General features: G+C 66.6%; 26 protein-coding genes and 1 pseudogene. 10 read left to right on the top strand and 17 right to left on the bottom strand.

Annotated features, from left to right (window positions below; translation table 11 throughout):
- Positions 1 to 33: 33 nt before the first annotated feature.
- Positions 34 to 795, bottom strand: a complete 762-nt coding sequence (locus WS57_RS02810) for a FadR/GntR family transcriptional regulator (protein WP_069243719.1) — start codon at positions 793 to 795, stop codon at positions 34 to 36.
- Between the two features lie 22 nt (positions 796 to 817).
- Positions 818 to 955, bottom strand: a complete 138-nt coding sequence (locus WS57_RS38345; protein WP_155755041.1) for a hypothetical protein — start codon at positions 953 to 955, stop codon at positions 818 to 820.
- Between the two features lie 545 nt (positions 956 to 1,500).
- Here WS57_RS38345 and WS57_RS02805 point away from each other — a divergent pair.
- The 3 genes from WS57_RS02805 to WS57_RS02795 all read left to right on the top strand — a co-directional run bounded on the left by WS57_RS02805 (position 1,501) and on the right by WS57_RS02795 (position 3,462).
- Positions 1,501 to 1,791: a DUF3331 domain-containing protein gene (locus tag WS57_RS02805; protein ID WP_009692763.1), complete on the top strand. Its 291-nt coding sequence runs from the start codon at positions 1,501 to 1,503 to the stop codon at positions 1,789 to 1,791.
- 180 nt (positions 1,792 to 1,971) lie between these two features.
- Positions 1,972 to 2,958 carry an oxidoreductase gene (locus WS57_RS02800; protein WP_069243718.1) on the top strand — a complete coding sequence of 329 codons (987 nt, stop codon included), beginning with the start codon at positions 1,972 to 1,974 and terminating at the stop codon, positions 2,956 to 2,958.
- Between the two features lie 204 nt (positions 2,959 to 3,162).
- The gene (locus WS57_RS02795; RefSeq protein ID WP_009689260.1) at positions 3,163 to 3,462 is read left to right on the top strand and encodes a DUF4148 domain-containing protein; all 300 of its coding nucleotides are present in this window, start codon (positions 3,163 to 3,165) and stop codon (positions 3,460 to 3,462) included.
- Between the two features lie 228 nt (positions 3,463 to 3,690).
- Here WS57_RS02795 and WS57_RS02790 read toward each other — a convergent pair whose 3' ends face one another.
- The 12 genes from WS57_RS02790 to WS57_RS02735 all read right to left on the bottom strand — a co-directional run bounded on the left by WS57_RS02790 (position 3,691) and on the right by WS57_RS02735 (position 14,028).
- Complete coding sequence (locus WS57_RS02790; RefSeq protein ID WP_059515259.1) at positions 3,691 to 4,665, bottom strand: alpha/beta hydrolase; 975 nt, start codon at positions 4,663 to 4,665, stop codon at positions 3,691 to 3,693.
- 12 nt (positions 4,666 to 4,677) lie between these two features.
- Positions 4,678 to 5,166 carry a thioesterase family protein gene (locus tag WS57_RS02785; RefSeq protein WP_009688380.1) on the bottom strand — a complete coding sequence of 163 codons (489 nt, stop codon included), beginning with the start codon at positions 5,164 to 5,166 and terminating at the stop codon, positions 4,678 to 4,680.
- A gap of 3 nt (positions 5,167 to 5,169) precedes the next feature.
- Complete coding sequence (locus tag WS57_RS02780) at positions 5,170 to 6,135, bottom strand: L-carnitine dehydrogenase (protein ID WP_009688379.1); 966 nt, start codon at positions 6,133 to 6,135, stop codon at positions 5,170 to 5,172.
- Between the two features lie 88 nt (positions 6,136 to 6,223).
- Positions 6,224 to 7,153, bottom strand: coding sequence for a 3-keto-5-aminohexanoate cleavage protein (locus WS57_RS02775; protein WP_009688378.1), 930 nt, complete (start codon positions 7,151 to 7,153; stop codon positions 6,224 to 6,226).
- Between the two features lie 97 nt (positions 7,154 to 7,250).
- Positions 7,251 to 8,204, bottom strand: a complete 954-nt coding sequence (locus WS57_RS02770) for a choline ABC transporter substrate-binding protein (RefSeq protein WP_059515255.1) — start codon at positions 8,202 to 8,204, stop codon at positions 7,251 to 7,253.
- A 360-nt stretch (positions 8,205 to 8,564) separates the two neighbouring features.
- Positions 8,565 to 10,070, bottom strand: a complete 1,506-nt coding sequence (locus WS57_RS02765) for an aldehyde dehydrogenase family protein (protein WP_069243717.1) — start codon at positions 10,068 to 10,070, stop codon at positions 8,565 to 8,567.
- Positions 10,071 to 10,091: 21 nt separating this feature from the next.
- Entirely contained in the window at positions 10,092 to 10,556 is a 465-nt protein-coding gene (locus WS57_RS02760) for a c-type cytochrome (protein WP_236871901.1), read from the bottom strand.
- Positions 10,557 to 10,609: 53 nt separating this feature from the next.
- Entirely contained in the window at positions 10,610 to 11,101 is a 492-nt protein-coding gene (locus tag WS57_RS02755; protein ID WP_059515251.1) for a c-type cytochrome, read from the bottom strand.
- Positions 11,098 to 11,634, bottom strand: coding sequence for a methylamine dehydrogenase light chain (locus WS57_RS02750; protein WP_059515249.1), 537 nt, complete (start codon positions 11,632 to 11,634; stop codon positions 11,098 to 11,100). Before WS57_RS02750 ends, WS57_RS02755 begins: the two co-directional genes overlap by 4 nt.
- A gap of 39 nt (positions 11,635 to 11,673) precedes the next feature.
- Positions 11,674 to 12,306: a methylamine dehydrogenase accessory protein MauD gene (mauD, locus tag WS57_RS02745; RefSeq protein ID WP_069243716.1), complete on the bottom strand. Its 633-nt coding sequence runs from the start codon at positions 12,304 to 12,306 to the stop codon at positions 11,674 to 11,676.
- Positions 12,303 to 12,863 carry a MauE/DoxX family redox-associated membrane protein gene (locus WS57_RS02740; RefSeq protein WP_069243715.1) on the bottom strand — a complete coding sequence of 187 codons (561 nt, stop codon included), beginning with the start codon at positions 12,861 to 12,863 and terminating at the stop codon, positions 12,303 to 12,305. The genes mauD and WS57_RS02740 overlap by 4 nt, the downstream gene beginning before the upstream one ends.
- A 7-nt stretch (positions 12,864 to 12,870) precedes the next feature.
- Positions 12,871 to 14,028 (bottom strand): amine dehydrogenase large subunit, encoded by a 1,158-nt coding sequence (locus WS57_RS02735; RefSeq protein ID WP_069243714.1) that lies wholly within the window; start codon positions 14,026 to 14,028, stop codon positions 12,871 to 12,873.
- Between the two features lie 240 nt (positions 14,029 to 14,268).
- On the opposite strand from WS57_RS02735, the gene WS57_RS02730 reads away from it, so the two are divergent.
- From WS57_RS02730 to WS57_RS02720, 3 genes are all read left to right on the top strand, one after another.
- A complete protein-coding gene (locus tag WS57_RS02730) occupies positions 14,269 to 15,231 on the top strand; it encodes a helix-turn-helix domain-containing protein (protein WP_069243713.1) in 963 nt (320 codons plus the stop codon).
- A gap of 125 nt (positions 15,232 to 15,356) precedes the next feature.
- Positions 15,357 to 16,301 carry a GlxA family transcriptional regulator gene (locus tag WS57_RS02725; RefSeq protein ID WP_059515239.1) on the top strand — a complete coding sequence of 315 codons (945 nt, stop codon included), beginning with the start codon at positions 15,357 to 15,359 and terminating at the stop codon, positions 16,299 to 16,301.
- An 86-nt stretch (positions 16,302 to 16,387) separates the two neighbouring features.
- A complete protein-coding gene (locus tag WS57_RS02720; protein ID WP_009688512.1) occupies positions 16,388 to 16,756 on the top strand; it encodes a YbjQ family protein in 369 nt (122 codons plus the stop codon).
- Positions 16,757 to 16,809: 53 nt separating this feature from the next.
- Here WS57_RS02720 and WS57_RS02715 read toward each other — a convergent pair whose 3' ends face one another.
- Positions 16,810 to 18,060: an MFS transporter gene (locus WS57_RS02715; RefSeq protein WP_009688511.1), complete on the bottom strand. Its 1,251-nt coding sequence runs from the start codon at positions 18,058 to 18,060 to the stop codon at positions 16,810 to 16,812.
- Positions 18,061 to 18,157: 97 nt separating this feature from the next.
- On the opposite strand from WS57_RS02715, the gene WS57_RS36785 reads away from it, so the two are divergent.
- From WS57_RS36785 to WS57_RS02705, 4 genes and pseudogenes are all read left to right on the top strand, one after another.
- A complete protein-coding gene (locus WS57_RS36785) occupies positions 18,158 to 18,361 on the top strand; it encodes a hypothetical protein (protein ID WP_155774252.1) in 204 nt (67 codons plus the stop codon).
- Between the two features lie 169 nt (positions 18,362 to 18,530).
- The gene (locus WS57_RS36780) at positions 18,531 to 19,532 is read left to right on the top strand and encodes a hypothetical protein (protein ID WP_155774251.1); all 1,002 of its coding nucleotides are present in this window, start codon (positions 18,531 to 18,533) and stop codon (positions 19,530 to 19,532) included.
- Between the two features lie 73 nt (positions 19,533 to 19,605).
- Positions 19,606 to 19,704 (top strand): annotated as a pseudogene (locus WS57_RS36775) (AAA family ATPase); the annotation flags it as partial.
- Positions 19,705 to 19,881: 177 nt separating this feature from the next.
- Entirely contained in the window at positions 19,882 to 20,901 is a 1,020-nt protein-coding gene (locus WS57_RS02705) for a hypothetical protein (protein ID WP_069243711.1), read from the top strand.
- A 96-nt stretch (positions 20,902 to 20,997) separates the two neighbouring features.
- Here the strand turns inward: WS57_RS02705 and WS57_RS02700 are convergent, their stop codons facing one another.
- Together WS57_RS02700 and choX are read right to left on the bottom strand one after the other, a co-directional pair.
- Positions 20,998 to 22,137, bottom strand: coding sequence for a porin (locus WS57_RS02700; protein ID WP_040131129.1), 1,140 nt, complete (start codon positions 22,135 to 22,137; stop codon positions 20,998 to 21,000).
- Between the two features lie 267 nt (positions 22,138 to 22,404).
- A complete protein-coding gene (gene choX, locus WS57_RS02695; protein ID WP_059515231.1) occupies positions 22,405 to 23,370 on the bottom strand; it encodes a choline ABC transporter substrate-binding protein in 966 nt (321 codons plus the stop codon).
- Between the last annotated feature and the right edge of the window lie 30 nt (positions 23,371 to 23,400).

Below are 23,400 nucleotides of genomic sequence, written 5' to 3'. Positions count from 1 at the left end.
AAAATTGAAATGGATTCCGGTGACTGCAGCCCGTCAATCCAGCGCGCGCCCGAAAATCCGGATCACCTCGTCGAGATGCGCGGCCATCGCGTGCCGCGCGGCGTCGGGATCGCGCGCACGAATCGCATCGAGGATCGCACGGTGTTCGAGCTCCGACCGATGCGGCATGTCGTCCGGCATGTACAGCGACTGCAGGCGTCGGAACATCGGATCGTACTTGTGCGCCAGCAGCTGCTTGACCATCAGCGCATAAGCGGGGTTGTCGCTCGCCTCCGCGATGCGGATATGGAACAGCCGGTCGCCCGGATGCGTGAGCGAGCCGCTGCGATTGTCCTCCTGGTTGCGCAGGAATGCCGCGTGGATGCTTTCGAGCTGCGCGTCCGAGCCGTGCTGCGCGGCAAGCGCGGCAGCTTCCGGCTCGATCAGCCGGCGCGCCTGCAACAGCGCGAACGGAGGAATCTCCGTGTCGAGATCGAGCGCGATGCCGAACTCCGGATCGATTTCGACGACCTCGAGCGGCGCAGTATCGACGGCCTCGATGCGCGGCGATGCGGCAACCGGTTCGGCATGCCGGACCTTCACGCCGTCGCCGACGCGCACGCTGACGAGGCCGCCAACCTCCAGCGCGATCAGCGCCTCGCGCACCGACGTACGCGACACGCCGAACTGCTCGGCCAGTTCGCGTTCGGGCGGCAGATAACTGCCCGGCGGAAAATCGCCCGACTCGATCATCGCCGTGAGCTTGTCGGCGATCTGCTGGTAAAGGCGGCGGTTCTGAATCGGCTGGATGGGCATACGTGGACGCAGGGGATCGGTTTCATTGCGGACGCGCCTTCGAATCGGGCCAATCGTCCGCAGGCATTTTATCCGTCGTGTTCACATGGCGGGATGCCAACGCGCGCCTGCGTGCATGCTCGAATTCGGCGGGCGCGGGCTTGCCGGGATGATCGAGCATGAGCCCGTGCGCGTCGTGCCGCGCGCAGAATTCGCCCCCGCGCCGGCAACTGGCGTTCGAAGCCGAGCATCCGACCGAGCCAATACCGGTGGGCCTTTCAGCCGGTTTCCGGCCCCGCCCGGCGCGCCGATCCGCGCCAAACTGACAAAACGGTCATCTTCGCGTCAGGGTTTCAACGGGATGCGCGCGCGATCATGACGCGGTGGACTGCGCACCGGTACGTCGCCTTCCGCCCGCTGCCGATCCCTGCGGGCATCTCCGTCCCACGCGGCGTACCCCGTGACTGAGCGAGCAGACATGGCCGCGCAGCCCGCTTTGCCGCCCCGGACGTTCGCGTCCGGGGCGTTTTTGTCAGTGCTTTCCAAGAAAATAAGCGTGGATTGTTTCTAAATCGGCAAAAGGTAATTTGAGCCAGACAGGATGTTTTTTCCGGTCACAGACGCTTACATTTAGCGCACCACTCATGGAAACCCCTAACGGAATCGCCCTCGCGCAGTAACAGCCCTGCGGGGGCGGAAACCGCACGAGCTTTAGGAAACGGCAAAATGAAGGCTTCCAAATCTCTGCCTGCGCTCGATCCCGCCGACGTCCACGTCGAAATCCTCGAACAGTCCGACACGCTGCTCGTCGTCCGCTGGGTCGAACCCGGCCGCTGCCACTACGGCGAACAGCGCTGGCGCCGCCGCTTCGCCCAGCGCACCGGCACCTGCGCGCTGTCGCGCCAGGTGATCCACCGCGGCGACGAAGTGTTCCGTCCCGCCGAACGCCCGGCGCCCGCGAACGCGGCAGCCATGATCTCCGCCGCCGAAGTGCTCGGCCTGTCCGGCGGCAAGTAAGCTTCAGCGACCCGATACGGGCCCGGCAGCGCGATGCGACGCGCGCCGGCCTGGAAGCGCCGGTCTAATTCCCCGCTTGTCTGCCCGGCCGGCGCCCATTATTGTTACATCACTCAATGTAACGATGGGACGTGACAGCGACCCGTTTGCCCGTCGCGCGCCGTCCCGAGGGAGGCAGACATGCATGCATGGAGCGCGCGCCACGTCCCGGCGCAAGGCGGCAAGGTCGCGGTCGTGACCGGCGCCAACAGCGGCCTCGGCTGGCAGTTGGCGGAAACGCTGGCCGCAAAGGGCGCGACGGTCGTGATGGGTTGTCGCGACGCGATGCGCGGCGCGGCGGCGGCCGATGCGATCCGCCGGCGCCATCCCGATGCGCGTGTCGAAGTCGAGCCGCTCGATCTCGCGGACCTCGCATCGGTCGAACGCTTCGCGGCCGCAGTCGCCGACCGTCACGGGCGCGTCGACACCCTCTGCAACAACGCCGGCGTGATGTTCCTGCCGCTGCGGCATACGCGCGACGGCTTCGAGATGCAGTTCGGCACCAATCACCTCGGCCATTTCGCGCTGACCGGCCACCTGCTGCCGGCGCTGCGCGCGGCGCGACGCGCGCGCGTCGTGACGATGTCGAGCGGCCTCAACCGCGGCGGACGAATCCGCGTCGACGACCTGCGCGCCGAACGGCGCTACAACCGTTATCTCGCGTATTGCGATAGCAAGCTCGCGAACCTCGTGTTCGCGCTCGAACTGCAGCGCCGCTTCGAGCGCGCGGCGTTCGCCGGCATCAGCGTCGCCGCGCATCCCGGCTACGCGGCGACCAACCTGCAGTTCGCGGGCCCCGAGATGGACCGCGCGTCGGCACGGGCCGCGCTGATGCGCGTGGCGAACCGTTATCTCGCGCAGTCCGCCGAACAGGGCGCGTTGCCCGCGATTCATGCGGCGACGGCGCCCGATCTCGCGGGCGGCGCCTATCTCGGGCCGTCCGGCTGGCTGGAGGCGCGCGGCCTGCCGGCACCCGCCAGCGTGCCGTGCGCGGCGCGCGATACGGCCGCCGCCGCGCTGCTGTGGGAAGCATCGGAAGCCGCGACAGGCGTGCGCTTCCTCGATGCCAGCCGGCCCGCCGGTCGCGCGCCGCTCAAGCCGGTCGGCGCGGCAGCCGGAGCGCCATGAAGCCGGCGCGCACATTCTTCATACTTATTACGCCATCTGAGAGAAAGCCCGGTGAAAGATTGATTCGCCGCGCCACTGTTACCACCCAGGAAACAATCTATCGTCAAAATCAGCGTTTACCCTGAAGCCTCCGGTGACTAAGATTTAGTCAATCGCTTAAGACATGGTGTCGAGAGCGAACCGAATAAAACACCGGAGGTCATCATGAAATCGCTCGTTATCGCCGTTGCTGCCGCTGCCGCCCTGTCCGCTTCGTTCAGCACCTTCGCTCAAAGCACCGTGACCCGCGCACAAGTGCGCAACGAACTGGTCCAGCTCGAAAAGGCCGGCTACAAGCCGGGTCTGGCAAGCCCGTACTACCCGAACGACATCCAGGCCGCCGAAGCGCGCGTGCATGGCGCCGACAGCAGCGGCTACGGCGCGCAGCCGGCACCGGTCGTCCACTCGGGCGCCCCGGCTGCCGCGACGTCGAACGCACGCGATTCGATCTTCTTCGGCCAGTAAGCCGATGCGTCCCGAGCGGACGCCGCGTTTCACGCGAATCGCCATCCGGACGAGCCCCTCATGCGGGCTCGTCTTTTTTTGTGAAACGCATACCTCCGCCGCCCGGCAGCGGGTGGCTTCGCCCGGGCGCCTTGCGTCCGGGCGCTTTTTCGCGCGGTTCGGGAATACGCCGGCAGCGATGCCGACGGCGGTCGATCGGGAAATCGGCGGATCGGGACAAAGACGCCGCTAGGCACGCGGCGCGAGCAGAAATTCGCCGACGAGCCGGTGCATGCGCGCGGCCTGCGGGCTCGTCGCGAGCGCGCGCCAGCAGCCGTGCACGAGCCCCGCGCCCATCCAGTAACGCGCCGGCCCGCCGGCTGTCACGATCCGTTCGACATACACGCGCGCGTCGTCGCGCAGCGGGTCGTGCTCCACGCCGATCGCGAGCACCGGCGGCAATCCGTCGAACCGCTTCGCAGCCAGCGGCACCGAGGCGCGCAGCAGCGGATCGTCGTTCAGCAGCGCGTCGAGTGCCGCGTCGTCGTCCTCGAAGCGGCCGTTCCAGTACAGCGCGCGATAGCGATGCACGTCGTCGAGCGTCAGCATCGGCGCGTGCGCTTCCGTTTCGCGCGCCGGCGACTGCGGCTCGATGCCGAGCGCCGGATAGACGAGCGCGATCCCGTCGAGGCCGCCCTCGCCCGCGTCGCGCAGCGCGGTCGCGACCGCCGCGGCGAGATTGCCGCCCGCGCTGTCGCCGGCCAGCGTCAGCGGCCGCACGCACGGCCCGAACGGCAAACGGCCGTCGCGCGCCGCACGCGTGACGGCCAGGCAATCTTCGAGCGCGGCCGGCGCGCGATGTTCGGGCGCGAGCCGATAGTCGACCGCGATCACCGCCAGCCCCGTGTCGGCAGCGAGTTGCGCAGTGATCGATGCATGACTGTCGAGCGAGCCGACCACGAAGCCGCCGCCGTGAAAGAACAGCACCGTGCCGCGCGCTTCGCGATCCGCGGGCCCGTAGCGCCGCAGCGCGATCGCACGCCCGTCGGGCGCGTGCCACACCGCATCGTGCTGCACGACGCCGGCCGGCAACGCAGCGGGCGTCCACGCGGCCGCGAAGCGGTCGTACAGGCGGCGCTGCGCGTCGGGCGAGCGCGAAGCCGCGTCGGCCGGATACCACGTATCGACGGCCGCGACGAACGCCGCGATTTCGGGTTCGAGCATCGGTCGACGGCCCTAGCGGCGCGGCGGCAGTCCGATCACGCGCCCCGCATAGGCGGGCGCCGCGCAGTCGCGCTGCAGCGCATGAAGCTCGGCCACGCGCGCGGCGACATCGTCGTCGAACGGCGCCGACTTCGCGCCGCCGCGCGTATCGACGTGCAGCATCATCTGCTCGCTCGCCGACACCGCGCCGTCATGCCCGTCGGCGAACAGTTCGAGATACAGGTGCAGCCGCTTCGCGTCGTGCGCGAACACGCGCGCATCGACGCGCACGCGCGTGCCTTCCTTGATCTCCTGCAGATAGTTCACGTGCGCTTCGAGCGTATAGACCGAGCGGCCCCGCTCGCGACGCGTCGCGTCGTCGAGACCGATGCGGTCCAGCAGCGCATCGGTCGCGAAGCTGAAGATCAGCATGTAGAACGCGTCGCGCAGGTGGCCGTTGTAGTCGACCCACTCGGGCCGCACGACGTCGCGGTATATCGTCAGCGGGGTATCGCCCGTCATCGTCTAGTCCTCGAATCGCATCCCGTGCCGCGCCTTCACCGCGGCGATTGCCTTCAGCACCTCGGTAATGCACTCGTCGCGATAGCGTTCGAGTTCCTTGATGCTGCGCGTGCCCTGCTGCGCCGAGGTGCCGTCGACGACGCGGTCGATCAGCTCGTCGGTCAGCGTCGGCGCGACGAGCTTGGTCCACGGCAGTTCCAGCGCAGGGCCGAACTGCTGCATGAAGTGTCGCATGCCCGCATCGCCGCCGGCCAGCGTATAGGTCAGGAAGGTGCCCATGAACGACCAGCGGATGCCCGCGCCGAAGCGGATCGCGTCGTCGATCTCGCCCGTCGTCGCGACGCCCTCGTTGACGAGATGCAGCGCCTCGCGCCACAGCGCTTCGAGCAATCGGTCCGCGACGAAGCCCGGCACTTCCTTGCGCACGTGCAGCGGCCGCATGCCGAGCTTGCGGTAGATCTCGATCGCGGCTTCGACCGCTTCCGGGGAGGTCCGCGCGCCGCCGAGCACTTCGACGAGCGGCAGCAGGTAGACCGGATTGAACGGGTGACCGACCACGCAGCGCTCCGGATGCGTCGCGCGCGCGTAGAAATCGGTCGGCAGCAGCCCCGACGTCGACGACGCGATGATCGCGTCGGGCTTCGCCGCGCGGCTGATCTGCTCGTGCAGTTCGAGTTTCAGCGCCTCGCGCTCGGGTGCGCTTTCCTGGATGAAGTCCGCGTCGGCGACGCAGGCTTCGATCGTCGCGACGAACCGCAGCCGCGCGGGATCGGCGCCCGGCGCCAGGCCGACGCGTTCGAGCGCGGGCCACGCGTTCGCAATGTTCGCGCGCAGCTGCTGCTCCGCGCCCGGCGCGGGGTCCCACACCACCACGTCGAGACCGTGTGCGAGCGCGCGGGCCACCCACCCGCTGCCGATCACGCCGGTGCCGATGGCGGCGAACGTCTTGATGTCGGTCTTCACTGCCATGTCAACGCATCCTTCAAATCGAGGGGAATCGGTCGGCCGACGCGCGTGTCGCGCGCCGCCGGCTTGCAATGCAATACGGGTACAACGCTCATGCGTATTCGGCGAGTGCGCGACGTTCGAGCGGACGCTCGCCGCGCGCCGGCAGGCCGAGCTTGCGGCGACCCTCGGCCGGCGTCAGCACGCGGCCGCCGAGGCGTTCGATGATTTCGCGCGCGCGCTCGACCAGCGTGCCGTTGGTCGCGTGCACGCCGCGATCGAGCCAGATGTTGTCTTCGAGGCCGACGCGCACGTGGCCGCCGAGCAGCATCGCCTGCGCGACCATCGGCATCTGCATGCGGCCGATCCCGAAGCCGGCCCAGTGCGCGCCCGGCGGCAGGTTGTCGACCATCGCCTTCATCGTGCCGGTGTCGGCCGGCGCGCCCCACGGAATGCCGAGGCACAGCTGGAACAGCGGCGGATCGTCGAGCAGCCCTTCCTTCAGCAACTGCTTCGCGAACCACAGATGGCCGGTGTCGAAGATTTCCAGTTCCGGCTTCACGCCAAGCTCCTGGATGCGCTTCGCGCCGGCGCGCAACTGCGCGGGCGTCGACACGTAGATGTAGTCGCCGTCGCCGAAATTGAGCGTGCCGCAGTCGAGCGTGCAGATTTCCGGCAGCAGTTCCTCGACATGCACGAGGCGCGTGAGGCCGCCGACCAGGTCGGTGCCCTTGCCGAAGCGCATCGGATCCTCGCCCGGGCCGATCTCCAGATCGCCGCCCATGCCGGCCGTCAGGTTGATGATCACGTCGACGTCGGCCGAGCGGATCCGGTCGACCACTTCGCGATACAGGTTCGGGTCGCGGCTGCCGCGCCCCGTTTGCGGATCGCGCACGTGGCAGTGCGCGACGGTCGCGCCGGCCTTCGCGGCCTCGATCGCGGCGGCCGCGATCTCCTTCGGCGTGACCGGAATCGCCGGATGCTTGCCGACCGTATCGCCCGCGCCGGTGACGGCGCAGGTGATGATGACTTCGTGGTTCATGCTGTTGCCTCGCTTGACTCGGGTTGTGTCGTATTGCGGGTGAATCGTTCGGATGAACGGCCGACGCGCGTGTCGCCGCGCACCGGCCGTGACGGCGTCACAGGCCGAGGTAGGCCTTCACGGCGGGCAGGCCGTCCTTGCCGTCGAAGGTCTTGACGCCCGCAAGCCATGCGTCGAGCACCTGCGGATTCTTCTTCAGGTAGGCCTTCGCCGCATCGGTCGGCTTCGTCTTGTTCATGACCGACTGCATCAGCTGGTTCTCGAGCTGCGTCGTGAAGCGCAGGTTCGTGACGAGCTTGCCCGCGTTCGGACAGCGCGTCATGAAGTCGGGCGACGTCAGCGTGTACACGCGCGCTTCGCCGTAGTTCGGCCCGAACGCCGCATCGCCGCCCGACAGGTAGTTCATGCTGATCTGGATGTTCATCGGATGCGGCTCCCAGCCGAGGAACACGACCCACTTCTTCTCGCGGATCGCGCGCTCGACGGTGACGAGCATGCCCGCCTCGCTCGACTCGACGAGCTTGAAGCCGCCGAGCCCGTACTGGTTCGTGTCGATCATCTTCTGGATCGTCGCGTTCGCGCTGCTGCCCGGCTCGATCCCGTAGATCTTGCCGTCCAGTTCCGCGCGATGCCTGGCGATGTCGTCGAAGGTCTTCAGGCCGGCCTGGTATGCGTAGCTCGGCACCGCGAGCGTCGCCTTCGCGCCCGACAGGTTCGGCGGCTCGACGACGTTGATCGACTTGCTGTCGAGGAACGGCTGAAGCTGCTTCTGCTGCACCGGCCACCAGTAGCCGAGCGATACGTCGAGCTGCTTGCTCTTCAGGCCGGCGAACGAAATCGGCACCGAGGAGATCGTCGTCGTCGGCTTGTAGCCGAGCCCTTCGAACACGGTCGACGCGAGCGCCGTCGTCGACGTGATATCGGTCCAGCCGATGTCGGCGAAACGGACGTTGCGGCACGTCGCGCCGTCCGTCTCGGCCTGTGCGGCATTGGCGAGCGCGCCCGTCGCCAGCGTGACCGCGACGAGCGCGGCGATCTTTGTCGACTTCATGGTTTCTCCCGGTTGGACCGATATGCATCGGGTGCGCGGATTGCGCCCCGGCCTGCATCGTGGACTCAAAAGTAACGGGCCATTTTCAACGCAATACGACCGGCGGCGACCTGTTCTTGCCTGGTTGCGACTATGCGTGGAAACCACTACGGTTCGGCTCGGCCTTGTCGGACGGCGTCCCGGTCAATTTTCCGAGGAATCGGGGCTTGTCCCGATGCGTCATGCGTTGCGGTGCAGCGCGGGGGAGAGTGAGGAGCGGAAAGGCAGCGTTCGATCGGCGCCGAACGCGCGGCGTCGTGCCGGAACACCGGTGCAGTGGCGCAGGCATGGCCGGCGCGCCGGCCATGCGCCCGCCCGCGTTCACGCGTAATTCATCATCACCGATTTGCTTTCGGTGAACTGCTCGATCACCGCGCGGCCCAGCTCGCGTCCGAATCCGGACTGCTTCATGCCGCCGAACGGCATCGCGTTGTCGAGCAGCGAATGGCAATTGACCCACACGGTGCCCGCCGCGATGCGCGGCACCAGCTTGTGGATTGCCGACAGGTCGTTCGACCAGATACTCGCACCAAGACCATACGGCGTATCGTTCGCGAGCTGCACGACGGTGTCGATATCATCGAACGGCATCGCGACCAGTACCGGCCCGAAGATCTCCTCGCGCACGACACGCATCGCGTGCGTCGTATCGACCATCACGGTCGGCTCGACGAAGAAGCCGCGCCCGTCGATTGCACGCCCGCCCGCGAGCGCGCGTGCCCCCTCGTCGAGCCCCGAGCCGATATAGCCGCACACGCGCTCGCGCTGCTTCGCCGACACGAGGGGGCCGACCTGCGTCGCCGGGTCCATGCCCGGGCCGATCTTCAGGCTGCGCGCGATCTGCGCGACGCGCCCGATCACGTCGTCGAATACCTTTGCATGGACATACGCACGAGAACCGGCCGTGCACACCTGCCCCTGGTTGAAGAAGATCGCGTTCGCGACGCCTTGCGCGGCCTTGTCGGGATCGACGTCGGGCAGCACGATCACCGGCGACTTGCCGCCGAGTTCCAGCGACATCCGCGTCATGTTGTCGAGCGCCGCGTGGCCGATGAGCTTGCCCGTCTGCGTCGAGCCGGTGAACGCGATCTTGTCGATGCGCGGATCGCGCGACAGCGCGGCGCCTGCCGTGGCCCCGCGCCCCGTGACGATATTGACGACGCCGTCCGGAAAACCCGCATCGCGGATCAGCTCGCCGAGCCGCAGCGCCGTGAGCGGGGTATCCTCGGCCGGTTTCAGCACGACGGTGCAGCCTGTCGCCAGCGCAGGAGCGAGCTTCCATGCAGCCATCAGCAGCGGGAAGTTCCATGGAATGATCGCGCCGACCACGCCGACGGGCTCCTTGCGCGTGTATGTGAATACTTCGCTGTCCGGCAGATACGGCATGCCCGCGTCGATCACGCTGCCTTCGATCTTGGTCGCCCAGCCGGCCATGTAGCGGAAGCACTGCGCGGCCATCGGCACGTCGAGGCCCTGCGCGACCATCACCGGCTTGCCGTTGTCGAGCGATTCGATTTCGGCGAGTTCGCGTGCGTTCGCTTCGATCAGGTCGGCGAGCGTCAGCAGCAGGCGTTCGCGGTCGGTCGTCTTCGCGGTGCGCCACGGCCCCGCGTCGAATGCGCGGCGTGCGGCCGCGACGGCCTGCTCCACGTCGCGTCCGTCAGCGTCCGGCACGCGCGCGAGCACGCTGCCGTCGGCCGGGTTCACGACGTCGAGCTGGCGGCCCGACACCGCATCGGCCCATTCGGCGCCGACCAGCATCCGCTTCGGTTTCGCGAGAAACGCGCGGGTCGCGTCGAGCAGCGGGAAAGTATCGTTCGTCTCCATGTTCGTCCTTGAATAGAGCGGTCAGTAGCGTTCCGCGACGCCTTCGATCCCGCGTGCACGCAACGCACGAATCAGACCGGTTCGTACTGTCGCGACGTCGGCCAGCGCGGGACGGCGGTGTGCAGCGACTTCGGCGGCCGTATAAGGCCTGAAGTCGCTCGGCAGCGCGTCGCGGTTCATCGTCGTCAGCACCCAGTTCAGCACGTCGGCCAGTTCCTGGTCCGATAGCGCCGAGTTGGACGCGCCGGGCACGCGCATCACGTATTCGCGCCCCGCCGGCAGATGCGCGAAATAGCCGAGCGAATTCGACAGCGGCGGCACCTTGCCGGGAATGCCGCCGCCCGTCGCCGTATGGCAGCCCATGCAGTTGAGCATCCAGTGCTGTCGCACAAGCGCCGCGCCGGCTGCCCCGTCGGCATGCGCCGGTGAAACGGCCGCCCATGCGGCGGCCCAGGCGAGCAGCAGCGCCGGCAGTCGACGCGTCATGCGGCCGGCGCGCGACGGCGGCGAGCGCACGCCCCGGACGCCGTGCGCGGCGTTCACAGCCCGAGCCCCTTCGTGACGATCGCGCGCTGCGCATGAACGGCCGTGCCGTCCATTTCCTTCGCGCGCGCCGCACGGATATCGGCCGGCGTGAACGGCTTCGCGTCGCCATGCTGCGCGTTCAGGTCGAACACGACGTAATTGAGCACGTTCGCGATGTCGTCGTCGCTCGCGCTCGCAAACGACGGCATCTTGAAGTTGTAGTGCTTGTCGTGCACCTGGATCTCGCCGAACATCCCGTGCAGCAGCGTCGCGACGAGCTGCGCGCGGCCCTGCTCGACCGTCGCGTACTTGCCGGGATACTCGATCAGCGGTGGTGCGAGTCCGTCCTGCCCCTTGCCGCCCGCCTGATGGCACACCGCGCACTGCGCATCGAACAGCGTCTTGCCGGCCGGGTAATGCGCGGCCTGCTGCGCGACGGCCGCACCCGACAACGTCAGCGCCGCGATGCCCGCGGCGGCGATCTCGATCGCATGTTTCATCTTCATTGTTTCGCCGCTCCCAGCAGGACCGATACCGAGCAGTGATAGTTCGCGTTGCCGTTCGCCATGCACCAGTTGATGTCGTTGTTCAGCGACAGCTTGTACAGCGGCTTCTCGCGCTCGTTGCGATTGCAGAAGCACTTGCCGCACGACGTCTTGCCGCAGCAGTCGTTGTACGACACGATGTAGTCGGAGCCGTCGTGCGGATTGCGGCAGGTGCCGATCCACGTGATCGGCGACGGTGTCGTACCGGGCGGGCAGCTGCTCGACGTGCCGCCGCAGCAGCTGCACAACCAGCCGTCGATCGCGCAGTACTTCCAGTAGTCGCAGCTGGTCGGGTCGTCGCTGGCGCCCGCTGCGGGCGCACCGGATGCCGCCGGCGCCGCATCGGCCGCGTACGCAGTGCGGTCGACCGGCAGCAGCGGTAGCATCGCCGAGCCGACCAGCACCTTGCCGAGCTTCGCCATCGCACTGCGCCGCGAGCTGTGCTGCGCGACGCCGCGCGCCGACCGCTCGAACCATGAATCAAACAGCCCCATGTCGTTGTTCTCCCGTGATGTTGAAGGCGGTTCGGCCGGTCACGCGTGCTGCGCGTGCGCGCCGTGATCGTGAGCGTGATCGCCGTGCACGAACTGCTGCAGCGACGCGACGCCGCGCTCCTTTGCCTCGAACAGGCTTTCGAGGTGCTCGCGCGTATTGACGAGACCCTTCGCGCGCACCGTGCCGCTTTCGTCGAGCAGCACCGCATACGGCAGCTTGCCGATCTGGTATGCGAGGCCGAGCTCCTGCGACAGCACGTACGGGAAGCGGCCGAGATCGTGCTTCTGCGCGAAGTGCGCATGCTCGGCGAGATCGCCGTCGCTCGCGAGCACGATGTTCACCGGTGTCGATTCGCTCGCCTGCAGCGACGGCAGCAGCGGCAACAGCTTCTTGCAGACCGGGCAGGTCGGCGACAGGAAGAACAGCAGCGTCGCCTTGCCCGTCGCATCGATGCCGCCGACCTTCACGTGCGCGCCGCGGATATCGGTCAGCTCGAAGGTCGGCGCAATCGCGCCGACCGCCGGCCCCTTGTCGATCATCAGCGCGCCGGCCGGCATGATGCGTTCGTACAGAATGCCGATCTGGCGCACGAGCGCGAGACAGATCGCGCCCAGCGCGAGAACGACGACCCAGAGCAGTGCGGTGGAAACGGTGAGAGCGGTTTGCATCATGAATTCCTCAGGTGGGAAAGGCGCGGCAGGTTGGCAAGCAGCACGTCGACCGTGAGCAGCGCGCAAACGATCAGCAATACGGAGAAAAACAGCGTCAGGTAGTCGAACCACACGACCGCGCGCGCACCCGGTTCGACGAGCGCCGTCGCGACCAGCGCGACGAGCAGCAGCACGCGCGCGACATGCAGCCAGCCGATGCCGCGCGGTGCATGCGAAGGCGCGCGGGTCGCACCGAAGCCCGAGCAGCCGCAGTCGATGTCGGTATGGCCGCGCACGATGTTGATCGCGAGGCCGGCCGCAAATGCGGCGAGCAGCACGATCAGGCCGATCGCGCCGGCCACGCGTGTATCGGGGAACAGCAGCGCCGCCGCGCCGGCCGCTTCCGCGAGCGGAATCGCGAACGCCGCGGGCGCGGTCAGCGCGTCGGGCAGCAGCCGGTAGCCGGCCAGTGCGTCGCGGAATGCGGCCGGCCGCCGCCACTTGGCAAACGCGCCGAGCAGCACGACGACGGCCGCGCCGGCCGGTGCGCCGGTAACGAGAACGGGATCGAGCGTCATCGCGGCCTCACGGGTTGACGAGCAGCGTCGACGTATTGCCGATCTGCTTTTCGACGTGCTGCAGCCGGCCGGTGCGCGCGTCCATCACGACGAGGTCCGACGTGCCCGTCAGGCCGTAGAACAGCGGCTTGTCGTCTTCGCTCGCCTGGATCGACACGAGCGGATCGATCTTCTGCTGCGCGAGGTTCCAGCGCGTGATGCGCTGCTTCGTCTGCAGGTCGTACACCCAGACCTCCGTGCCGGGATCCTTGTGCGAGTGCTCGTCGCCCTTGTGCATCAGCACGTAGAAGCGGTTCAGCTTCGCCTGCACGGCGGTCTGCTGCATGCCGCCCGGCCGCCAGCCGTCGGCGCGCTCGGCAGCCGTCACCAGCGACCATGGCTTGCCGAAGACGGGCTGCGCGCCGCTGAAATCGGCACTGCGCACATTGCCGCTGAAGGTCGTGAAGAGATAGCCGCCGCGATACGGCGACGCGTTCACGAAGGCCGGATCCTTGTCGACGTCGATGAACGCGTCCGACATCGTGCGCCGGGTCTCCTTGCCGTTCGCGTCGAGCGCGACGGTCAGCGCCTTGCCGCTTTCGCACAGCGCCGTGAAGCGATCGTTGCCCGACGGATAGGCGAGCACGCACGCGGCCATGTCGACCTCCGACAGCACCTTCTTCGACGCGACGTCGATCACCGTCACCGACGCGGCCGGCGTGATGTTCGCGACGTACAGCCGCTTGCCGTCCGCGCTGAACGCGGTGTTGTACGGCGACGGCACGTGCTGCGCGTGCTTCGGCGGAATCACGATCTCGCCCGCGTGATCGAGCGTCGTGTTGTCCGTCATCTCGACGACATCGGTGCGCGTGCCGTGCGAGCCGCGCGAGAAGTACGTGGTCGCGACGAAGCTCGTGCGGTGATCGGGCGAGATCGCGAGCCCGGGCGCGAACCCGCCGTCGATCTGGCCGAGCAGTTTCCTCGCGTCGGCGTCGTACACGTAGATGCGCCCGTCGGTCATCGACGGCATCGAGATGTCGACCACATAGACCTCGTGCGGATGCCACGGCGGCATCTTCTGCACGACCAGTTCCTCGGGTTTTTCCGTCGCATGCGCGCCGCCGCACGCTGCCGCCGCGAACGCCAGCGTCGTCGCGAACGCGGCGGTTCGTCGCCTTGTCCTCATGTCGCCTCCAGTGGGATTCATGTTGTGTGCGGCGACTGTAGTCCTCCAATAAATGCGCTCAGCACCGAGACCGGCAACCCGTGCGTGCCAATTCGGGATATTGGAAATCGGCGTGAAAGGCACGTGCGGCCTCCGTCACAGGCGTCGTGATATCGCGCCCGGATTAACCCTCGTGGCGGTTGCACCGACCGCGCGGTCGGTTTAATCTTGCGCGGTCTGCTCGATCCCACCGGAGGCGCTGTGTTCGTGTTTCACCAGATGTTCGACGACGCGGACCGGCACGCGGAGGCGCTGCGCGGCTGGGATCAGCGCTATGACCAGATCGGCCCCGGTCCCTACCGCAGCACGGTCAAGCAGGCCGCACCCGACGGCCTGCTGCTGTTCCAGGAAACCGTCAACGTCCGCATCGCGCAGCGCGGACGGATGCCGTCCGGCCATACCGTAGTCGGCATCCCGCTCGCCGGAGCCGGCCCGCTCGCGTTCTGCGGCGCGCCGGTCGAACGCAGCGCGATCGTGATTGCGCGCGGCGGCGTGCCGTTCGAGGTCCATTCTCCTGACGATATGTCGCTGATCTGCGTCGTGGTCGATGCCGCGCTGATGCAGCAGATCGAGGATGCGGCCGGCGTCCGGCTCGACGACGGCGCGTACCGGCGCGGCGTCGTCGACATGCCGGGCGCCGCTCGGATGCGCGCGAGCCTGCAGATCGCGACGCTGCTCGAGCGGATGCTCGCGGCGCCGGACGCCTTCGCCGACGCGCGCGCACAGCGCGAACTGCGCGGCGAAATCGGCAATGTGCTCGTCGATCTGCTCACCTACGGAATGCCCGCGCAGCCGCACGGCCTCACGCATGCGTGCCGCGCCGACATCGTGCGACGCGTCCACGATTACGTGATCGAGCATCCGGAAGCGCCCGTCGACATCCTGAGCCTGTGCACGCAACTGCGCGTGAGCCGGCGCACGATGCAGAACAGCTTTCAGTCGGTCGTGCAGACGGGGCCGCTCAATTACGTGCGCTCGCTGCGTCTCGCGCAGGTGCGGCGGCTGCTGCTCGATACGCGACAGGCCGACCTGTCGATCGCCGATGCCGCCGCCCGCTGGGGCTTCATCCATCTCGGCCATTTCGCGCGCGCATACAAGGCCCAGTTCGGCGAACTGCCTTCGACGACGGTGCGCCGCTCGGCACGCCATACGAAAACCCGCTGACCACGCAAAACCCGCGATAATCACGAACGGCCAGCCCGACTCCCGCCGGGCCGGCCCCGGCGCACACCCGTGTGTGCACCGCCCCGCACGATGCAAGACGTTCACCGGATTTCATTCCCACTGCAATGCCCGAGGATTTCCACTTCCTGCTGCTGCCCGGCTTCTCCGCCCTCGGCTTCATGTCCGCCGTCGAGCCGCTGCGCGTCGCGAACCGGTTTCGCGCCGAGCTCTACCGCTGGCACGTGATCAGCGTCGACGGCGCGCCCGTCGCCGCGAGCAACGGCATCCCGGTCGCGGCCGAAGCCGCGTGTGCGGACGTCGAGCGTGTCGACACGGTCTTCGTCGTCGCCGGCTTCGATCCGCTCGTGTGCTACACACGCCCGCTCGCCGACTGGCTGCGCCGCCAGCACCGGCACGGCGCGACGCTCGGCGGGATCGACACGGGCAGCTTCGTGCTCGCGGAAGCCGGGCTGTTCGATGCATCGCAGCCGCTCACGCTGCACTGGGAAGCGCTCGCCGCATTCCGCGAACGCTATCCGGATCTGAACGCGACACAGGAGCTGTTCGAGATCGACGATCGACGCATCACCTGCGCGGGCGGCACCGCGTCGATCGACATGATGCTCGACCTGATCGGGCGGCGGCATGGCGCCGATCTCGCGGCCGTGATCTCCGAGCAGTTCGTGGTTACCCGGATCCGGCAGCGCTCGGACAGCCAGCGGCTCGAGATCGCCGCGCGCTACGGCGTGCACAACCGCAAGCTGATCCAGGTGATCGGCACGATGCAGCGGCACATGGAGAATCCGCTCGGCTCCGATGCGCTCGCGGAAGAAGTCGCGATCACGCGGCGTCAGCTCGAACGGCTGTTCAGCACGACGCTGAACGACACGCCGACGCGCTTCTACCAGAACCTTCGTCTCGAACGCGCGCGCGAGCTGCTGCAACAGACCGACATGAGCATCACGTCGGTGTGCGTCGCGTGCGGGTTCGAATCGCCCTCGCATTTTTCCCGCACCTATCGCGCGCGGTTCGGCGTGAGTCCGCGCAGCGACCGGCGCGCGACGCGCTGACGCCGGGCGCTGCGTTGTTGCGCGGCCCCGCGTTCGCATCCGGATAGAATCGTCGTTCGATCATTACCGCCCGCACCGGCTCCGCCATGAACGACACTTCCCGCTCCCTCGACGACCTCTCGCCCGATCGCGTGACGACCGCGTTCGATCTGCCCGGCCATACGACCGTACGCTCGCTCGGTGTCGCGCAAGGCATCGTGGTGCGCTCGCGCTCGATCGTCGGCTCGTTCGGCGCGGGCCTGCAGACGCTGTTCGGCGGCAACATCACGCTCTATACGTCGCTGTGCGAAAAAGCACGTCAGCAGGCCTTCGACAAGATGCTCGCCGAGGCGCGCCGGCTCGGCGCGAATGCAATCGTCGCAATGCGCTACGACTCGACCGAGATCGGCACGGGCGTGACGGAAGTCATCTGCTACGGCACGGCCGTGCGCGTGGCGCGCGACAGCGGGGCATGACGGTGGCCTCGCCATCACGCGACGGCACCAGTCGCCGCCGCGCCTGACGAGCGTCACGCATCGCGTTCGAGCGACTTCATGTTCGTCAGTTGCGGGAACAGGCGCATCCATGCGAGCGCGACGGCAATCGTCGCCGCCCCGCCGACGACGATCGCCGTCGGCGCGCCCCACCATGCGGCGGTCACGCCCGACTCGAATTCGCCCAGCTGATTCGATGTACCGATGAACAGCGCATTGACGGCGCTCACACGCCCGAGCATCTCGTCGGGTGTGCGCAGTTGCACGAGCGACAGGCGCACCACCACGCTGATCACATCCGACGCGCCGAGCGCCGCGAGTGCGAGCAGCGACAGCGCGAAATGCCGCGACAGCCCGAACACGATCGTCGCGATGCCGAACGCGAGCACGCCGCCGAACATCGCGCGGCCGGGCCGCGCTTTCAGCGGAAAGCGCGTGAGCCACAGCGTGCCCGCGAGTGCACCGACCGCGGGCGCCGCGCGCAACGCGCCGAGCCCCCACGGCCCGACCTGCAGGATGTCGCGCGCATAGATCGGCAGCAGCGCGGTCGCGCCGCCGAACAGCACCGCGAACAGGTCGAGCGACAGCGCACCGAGAATCGCCGGCTCGCGCCGGATGAATGCGATCCCCGAGAACACCGACCTCAGCGTGACGGGCTCGCGCGAAGGCGGTGCGCTGCGCAGCGGAATCCTGCCGCTCAGCATCGCCGCGATCGCGAACGCGACCACGCTGGTGCCGAATGCGACCGGCGCGCCGAAGCCGTACAACAGCCCGCCGCATGCCGGGCCGAGGATCTGCGCGGCCTGGTTCGCGGACGTCGACAGCGCGGTGGCGCGCGGCAGTTCGGGGCGCGGCACGACGGCCGGCAGCAGCGACGACACCGACGGCGACTCGAATGCGCGCGCAGTACCGACGATGGCGGCCAGTGCATAGACGCCCGGCGCGCCCAGCCAGCCCTGCGCGGCGCCCAGCAGGAACACGCCGGACGCGAGCGCCTCGACGCTCTGGCAGATCGTCGCGATGCGCCGCCGGTCGTAGCGGTCGGCGACCTGCCCGACGACGAGCGTCAGCGCGAACATCGGCACGAACTGCGCGAGACCGACGAGCCCGAGTGCGAACGCGCTGTGCGTGATCGCGTAGACATGCCAGCCGATCGCGACCGACAGGATCTGGAACGCCAGCGACGACATCACGCGCGTGCCCCAGAAGCGCAGGAACGGGACGTGGCGGAACAGGTTGGCAGGCGGGTCGGACGGCAGGCTGGCTTCGGGTAACGGGGTCGTCATCGGGGTCTCGGCGATCGGCGCATGGCGAGCGGCGGCACGGTGCATCCGGTCGCGGGCCGCTCGACCGGCGGCCGTGCCGCGGCCAAGTCGCGATGATATGACAAACGACGGAAACGAGCCGACGCCCGGGTCGGCGCGTGACGGCGAAAAAATTCGCCGGAATCTTGCGGACGGCGTGCAGGTTGGGGTATTCGGTCATCGCGTGAGTCGCTTTTATTGCGCCGCTCACGGCCCGCCCGAGGTCGTCCCGCTTGCAACGATCAACCGCGCCGGATACGAATCGCTGCGGAAAATCATTTGACGATTGGCAGGGCATCCGATAAATAGACGAACAGAGAGCGAAAGACGGGGTTGGCCGGCGATGCCGCGAATGTCGGGGCGCCCGCCCGCAGGCCACCACTGTCCGTCTTCCGGAACGTCGAAACACGGCAATCGACAAAAACATGTCGATTCAATAACGACAAGACACCATGATCAGCAAGGCCGGGATTACCAGAACAAAATATTGGCAACGGGCCAGATGGCTCGCGCTGTTACCCGTCAGCGCGTTGCTCGCGGGCTGTCCACCGTTGATCGTTCCGAATGTCCAGACGGAGACGTACCACAGGATTTACAGCATTCCCGCCAATCCGGTTCCGTGGCTTGCGCTGGAAAAAGACGGTATCGACCTTTACATGTATCAGGATTGCTTCCAGGGTAAGTGCGAAGAGCAAAACCTGGTTGCGTTGAAGAGCGGCGCCGCCCCGGACTGGAAAAATCTTCTTGATGCGCCCAAGCTCAGCTGGCAGGTTCAGGGTGAGAACGTGCCCATGCGTCGCCCGCTCTCCGCCTATGTTCCGGGAACGAAATATCGTTTGATGGGGGCATTCGGCCGCTATCCGGAAATCGTGCTGGCCAATCCCGGTTATCTGGCCAACAACAAGAACACCAGTTCGTCGCCGCCCGAGGTCCTTTACCGGAAAGTCGAGGATTTCAACACGCTGGCTTATCCCGGCAACATCGACATCCAGCTGGTGATTTACGACGACGATCATCAATGGATTTTTGCGAATCAGCCCGAATTCCATCCGGATCTCAAGGATCCGCCCACCGACCTGTTCGTGCCCGGCAAGCTGTTTCGCTTCGAAGCCAGCGACGACGCACGGTTGAACCGGCCGATGGCACTCTATTATTCGTCCCCGAAGCTCGCGCCTTCAGGTTATCGCGTCGTAGCCGGCAAAGCAGCGGAATGGCGCATCGACAAATACCGGACCAAACATGACGCCCGCCAGATCGCGCTGGCCGATGTCGTCTTTCCTGCGGTGCCGCTCAAGCTGGATACGCTGGCCGTCGATAGCAAGACCGTGTCCACTCGGCCCACGCTCCGGTGTCGTTACAGTCATACCCAGTTCAACCTCGGCTGGTTGGATGCCGCCCAGCATGGCGCCCCAACGGAGAAGGACCGGAAGGGCTGCGCACCATATCAGGAATAGACCGCGGCGAAGTGCCGATCGCCACGTGATCCGGAACGGCGCGCCCCCTGCGAATACGACTGCGACGACTACGATGATTTCCACCCAGTACATCAGCCGAATTTCCCTGCTGCGGGACAAGGTCGAGTCGTTCGACCGCTACCCGTTTTCATTGCCGGCGATCCGCTCGCTCATGCAGGCCTTTCTGAAGAATCCGAAGCGCATGCTGCACAAGCTGCTGGAGGGCGACTGAAAAAATCTGCCGATAACCGCGATTGTCGGCAACGTGATCGTACGGCCCGAAAATTCGGTCATGCCTCGCATGCCAGGATCGTACGCAATATTCCCTGTCCATGGATCGAGAACGGTGATGAAAGATGCTTTCGGTGTACGTCGGATCAAAGGCGATATCGTCGAGGCGATTTGCAAGAATCATTTTGCGGCAATGGGTTTTCAGATCGAGAATGCCGGTGTCGAGCATTTCGCATCCCAGTTTGCCAATCGGTCGTCGCGTGCGCGCAGCGACGCTGGCCGTAGCAACGCCAGCAAGATCCAGCGCTACATCGGCAACCTTCCGGATCTGCTGATCGGCCACGAGTCATACGATCATCATTTCGTCGAAGCCAAGTTTCGCACCAACATCTCGATCGACGAGTGCGCGAAGGAACTGCTGTGGGACTACCGCGAAACGCTGTTCGGCCGCGACTTCAACAAGGATCTCTGCGGCGCGATCACGCCGATGCAGTGGGCGGCGCAAACGCATGCGTTCGACCTGCCCGACCATGATCGCGCCCATCTTGCCAAATTCAAGGACATCCTGATGCGAGGCGGGATCGACGCCTCGTTGATCCAGGTGCCGGTGATGTTCTACGTCGTCGTCAAGGAAAACAGGAAGTTCTCGCTGTTCCTGATCCGCTTCAACGACGAAGACGGTTGTTTCCAGATCCATCAGGCCGGCAAACCCAAGGAGATTGCGGCGGAAGACGTCGCAACCCGGGATTTTCTCGATCGCTTCGACAAGTCTTACGGGGAAGTCGTCGCGCCCGTCCTGCGCGACGTGTTTTCGGCGGAAATCGATGAAACGGCGTCCCCCCAGCCCGACGCGACGAAAATCGTACCGGCGGGCTCGATCCTCGATATCTGCCTGCGCGCCGCCCTCACGCTGAAAGTGAAGCCGCGCCATGGCGTCTATTTCGGCAAGCTGCTGAAGCACCCGCCGATCGCTGCGTGGTTGCAGGAGAGAAAGCTGCCGGTCAACAAGGAGAACCTGCGCGCCGAGCTGGAGAAATGCGGCATCGACGCAACGCCGACAACCTTCGAACTGGATGGCGAAAAGATCGATCTGAGCATCCGGACCTACGATGCGGAGTTCGACTTTTACATGAAGTAACCGATCACCGAAATCGACAGGCAAAAAAAAGCGCGAACCGCAGTTCGCGCCAAAGAGAGACCTCGCTGAAGACGTGGAAAACCCGACCTGCCCCGCTCAGAACGAATGCCGCATCCCGATCCGCACGTCGGCCTGCGTCTGCGTCGTCGACGGCGTGAAGCTGTAGCCGATCACCGCGTCGACACCCTGCGACGCACGCAGGTAGTCGCCCGAGATATAGACGTCGGTGCGCTTCGACAGCAGGTAGTGGAGGCCGGCCGTGCCTTGGTTCCAGTGGTGGCCTTCGAAGCGCGTGTGCTGGTAGCCCGCGATGAAGCTCAGCGCCGGCGTGAACTGGTACAGGCCGCCGCCTTCGTACACCTGCATGTGCGACGACTGGCCAAAGCCCTTGATCGTCGTGTACGAGAAGTTCGCGTCGAGCGACAGCTTGCCGATCGTGTAGCTCGTGCCGACGCCGAACGTGCCCTGGCTGTCGACGTTCATCGGCGTGTTCGCGTACAGGTCGGTGCGCGCGCCCGTGACCGGATCGACGGTGACGGTCTGCTGGCCGAGGAACGTATGCGTGCCGATCATCGCGTACGGGTCGAACGCGTAGATGCCGTTCGGGTTGTTCAGGCGCGTGTAGGCGGCGCCGATCGAGAAATCGCCCTTCGTGAAGCTCGCGCCCGCGCTCCATGCGCTGTTGCGGTGGAAGTTGCCGGCGACGTTGCCGAACGAATACATCGCGCCGACCTTGAAGCCGTTGAGATCGTTCGACAGGAACTTCACCGAATTCGGCAGGCGGTCGCCGTTGAAGCGGTCGAAGTCGCCCTGGTGGATCGCATAGCCGCTGCCCCACGCCGAGATGTTGTAGATCGATACGAGTTCGTTCGTGATGTCGAGCTGGTTGCCGAACGACAGCGTGCCCCAGCCGTTCTGCAGGCCGACATAAGCCTGGCGGCCGAATTCGGCGCCGCCGAAGCCGAGCTGCCCGTTGCCGAGATGGAAGCCGCTCTCGAGCGCGAACACGGCCTTCAGGCCGCCGCCGAGATCCTCCGTGCCCTTGAGCCCGAAGCGGTTCCCGTATGCGACGCCGTCGTCGAACTTGACCACGTGCGAGCCGCCCGTGTTGTTCACATACGTGACGCCCGCGTCGAGAATCCCGTACAGCGTGACGCTGCTCTGTGCATGACCGATCGCGGGAATACACGCCGCGCACGCCAGCGCGACTGCCACGGCAACTTTCGATTGCTTCATTGTCGACCACCCTCCCTGACCCGTTCGATGGAAAGAATCCTTGCCGGCCACGTACCGCCGTGGGCCGGTTGATTCGTATTCGGTACATCCGATGGCTTCGGTATTGCGTTTTTCGCAATAACCCGGCCATTGGCGAAAAATACAAACCCATATTTCCCGTCACCCGTCTGAAGGCGACACCAAATGGTCTCGATGCGACCCGCTCGGGAAAACACGGATGACGGGCGGCGGCCGCAAAGGCCGCCGCCGGAGAACCGCCGGCGCCCGTCAGTGGCCGTCGAGCGCGGCCCGCACGGCGGGCAGGCCGGGCGCGCCGGCGCTCGTCGTCACGCCGTCCAGCCAGCCCGCGACGAGCGCGGGATCGGCCTTCAGCGCATGCTGCGCGGCCAGCGCGGGGGAGGTCTTGTTGTCGAGCATGTCGGCGATCATCCGGTTCTCGACGTCGACCGAGAACGTCATCTGCCGGAACAGCCGCGCGAGGTTCGTGCACTGGTCGGCAAATCCGGCACGCGTCACCGTGTTGACCGTCGCGCCGCCGTAGTTCGGCCCGAAATACGCGTCGCCGCCCGACAGGTAGGTCAGGTGGAACTTGGTGTTCATCAGGTGCGGCTCCCACGCGAGGAACACGATCCAGCGCTTGTCGCGCACCGCGCGCTCGACCTGCGTGAGCATGCCGGTCTCGCTCGATTCGACGAGCGACCAGTTCGCCGTGCCGAGCGCGTGGTCGGACAGCATCCGCTTGATGTTCTGGTTCGCCGGCGCGCCGGGCTCGATCCCGTAGATCTTGCCGCCGAAGCGGTCCGCGTAGCGCGCGAGATCGGCGAAGGAATGCACGCCGGCGGCCGCCACGTAGTCGGGCACGGCCAGCGTGAACTTCGCGCCGCTCAGGTTCGCGTGCAGCACGTCGATCGACTTCTCGTCGACGAACGGCTTCACGAGCGGCCCCTGCGCCGGCATCCAGTTGCCGAGGAACACGTCGACCTGCCCTTTCTTCAGCCCCTGGTACGTGATCGGCACCGACAGGTTCGCGATGTCCTGCCGATAGCCGAGCGCCTTCAGCACGACGCCCGCCATCGCATTCGTCGCGTCGATGTCGGTCCAGCCGGGCGCGGCCATCCGCACGTCGCGGCAGGTCTGCGGCTCGGCCGCGTGTGCCGCTGTCGTTGCCGTCATGCAGGCGGCCGCGGCAAGCGCCGCGCCGATCCGGGTTGCTGCATTGCATTGCCGTTTCATCGTCCGCTTCCTCCGTCGTTCATTCATGAT

It is taken from the genome of Burkholderia pseudomultivorans, assembly GCF_001718415.1.
Lineage (GTDB): Bacteria > Pseudomonadota > Gammaproteobacteria > Burkholderiales > Burkholderiaceae > Burkholderia > Burkholderia pseudomultivorans_A.
This window is presented reverse-complemented; position numbering and strand designations above follow the sequence as displayed.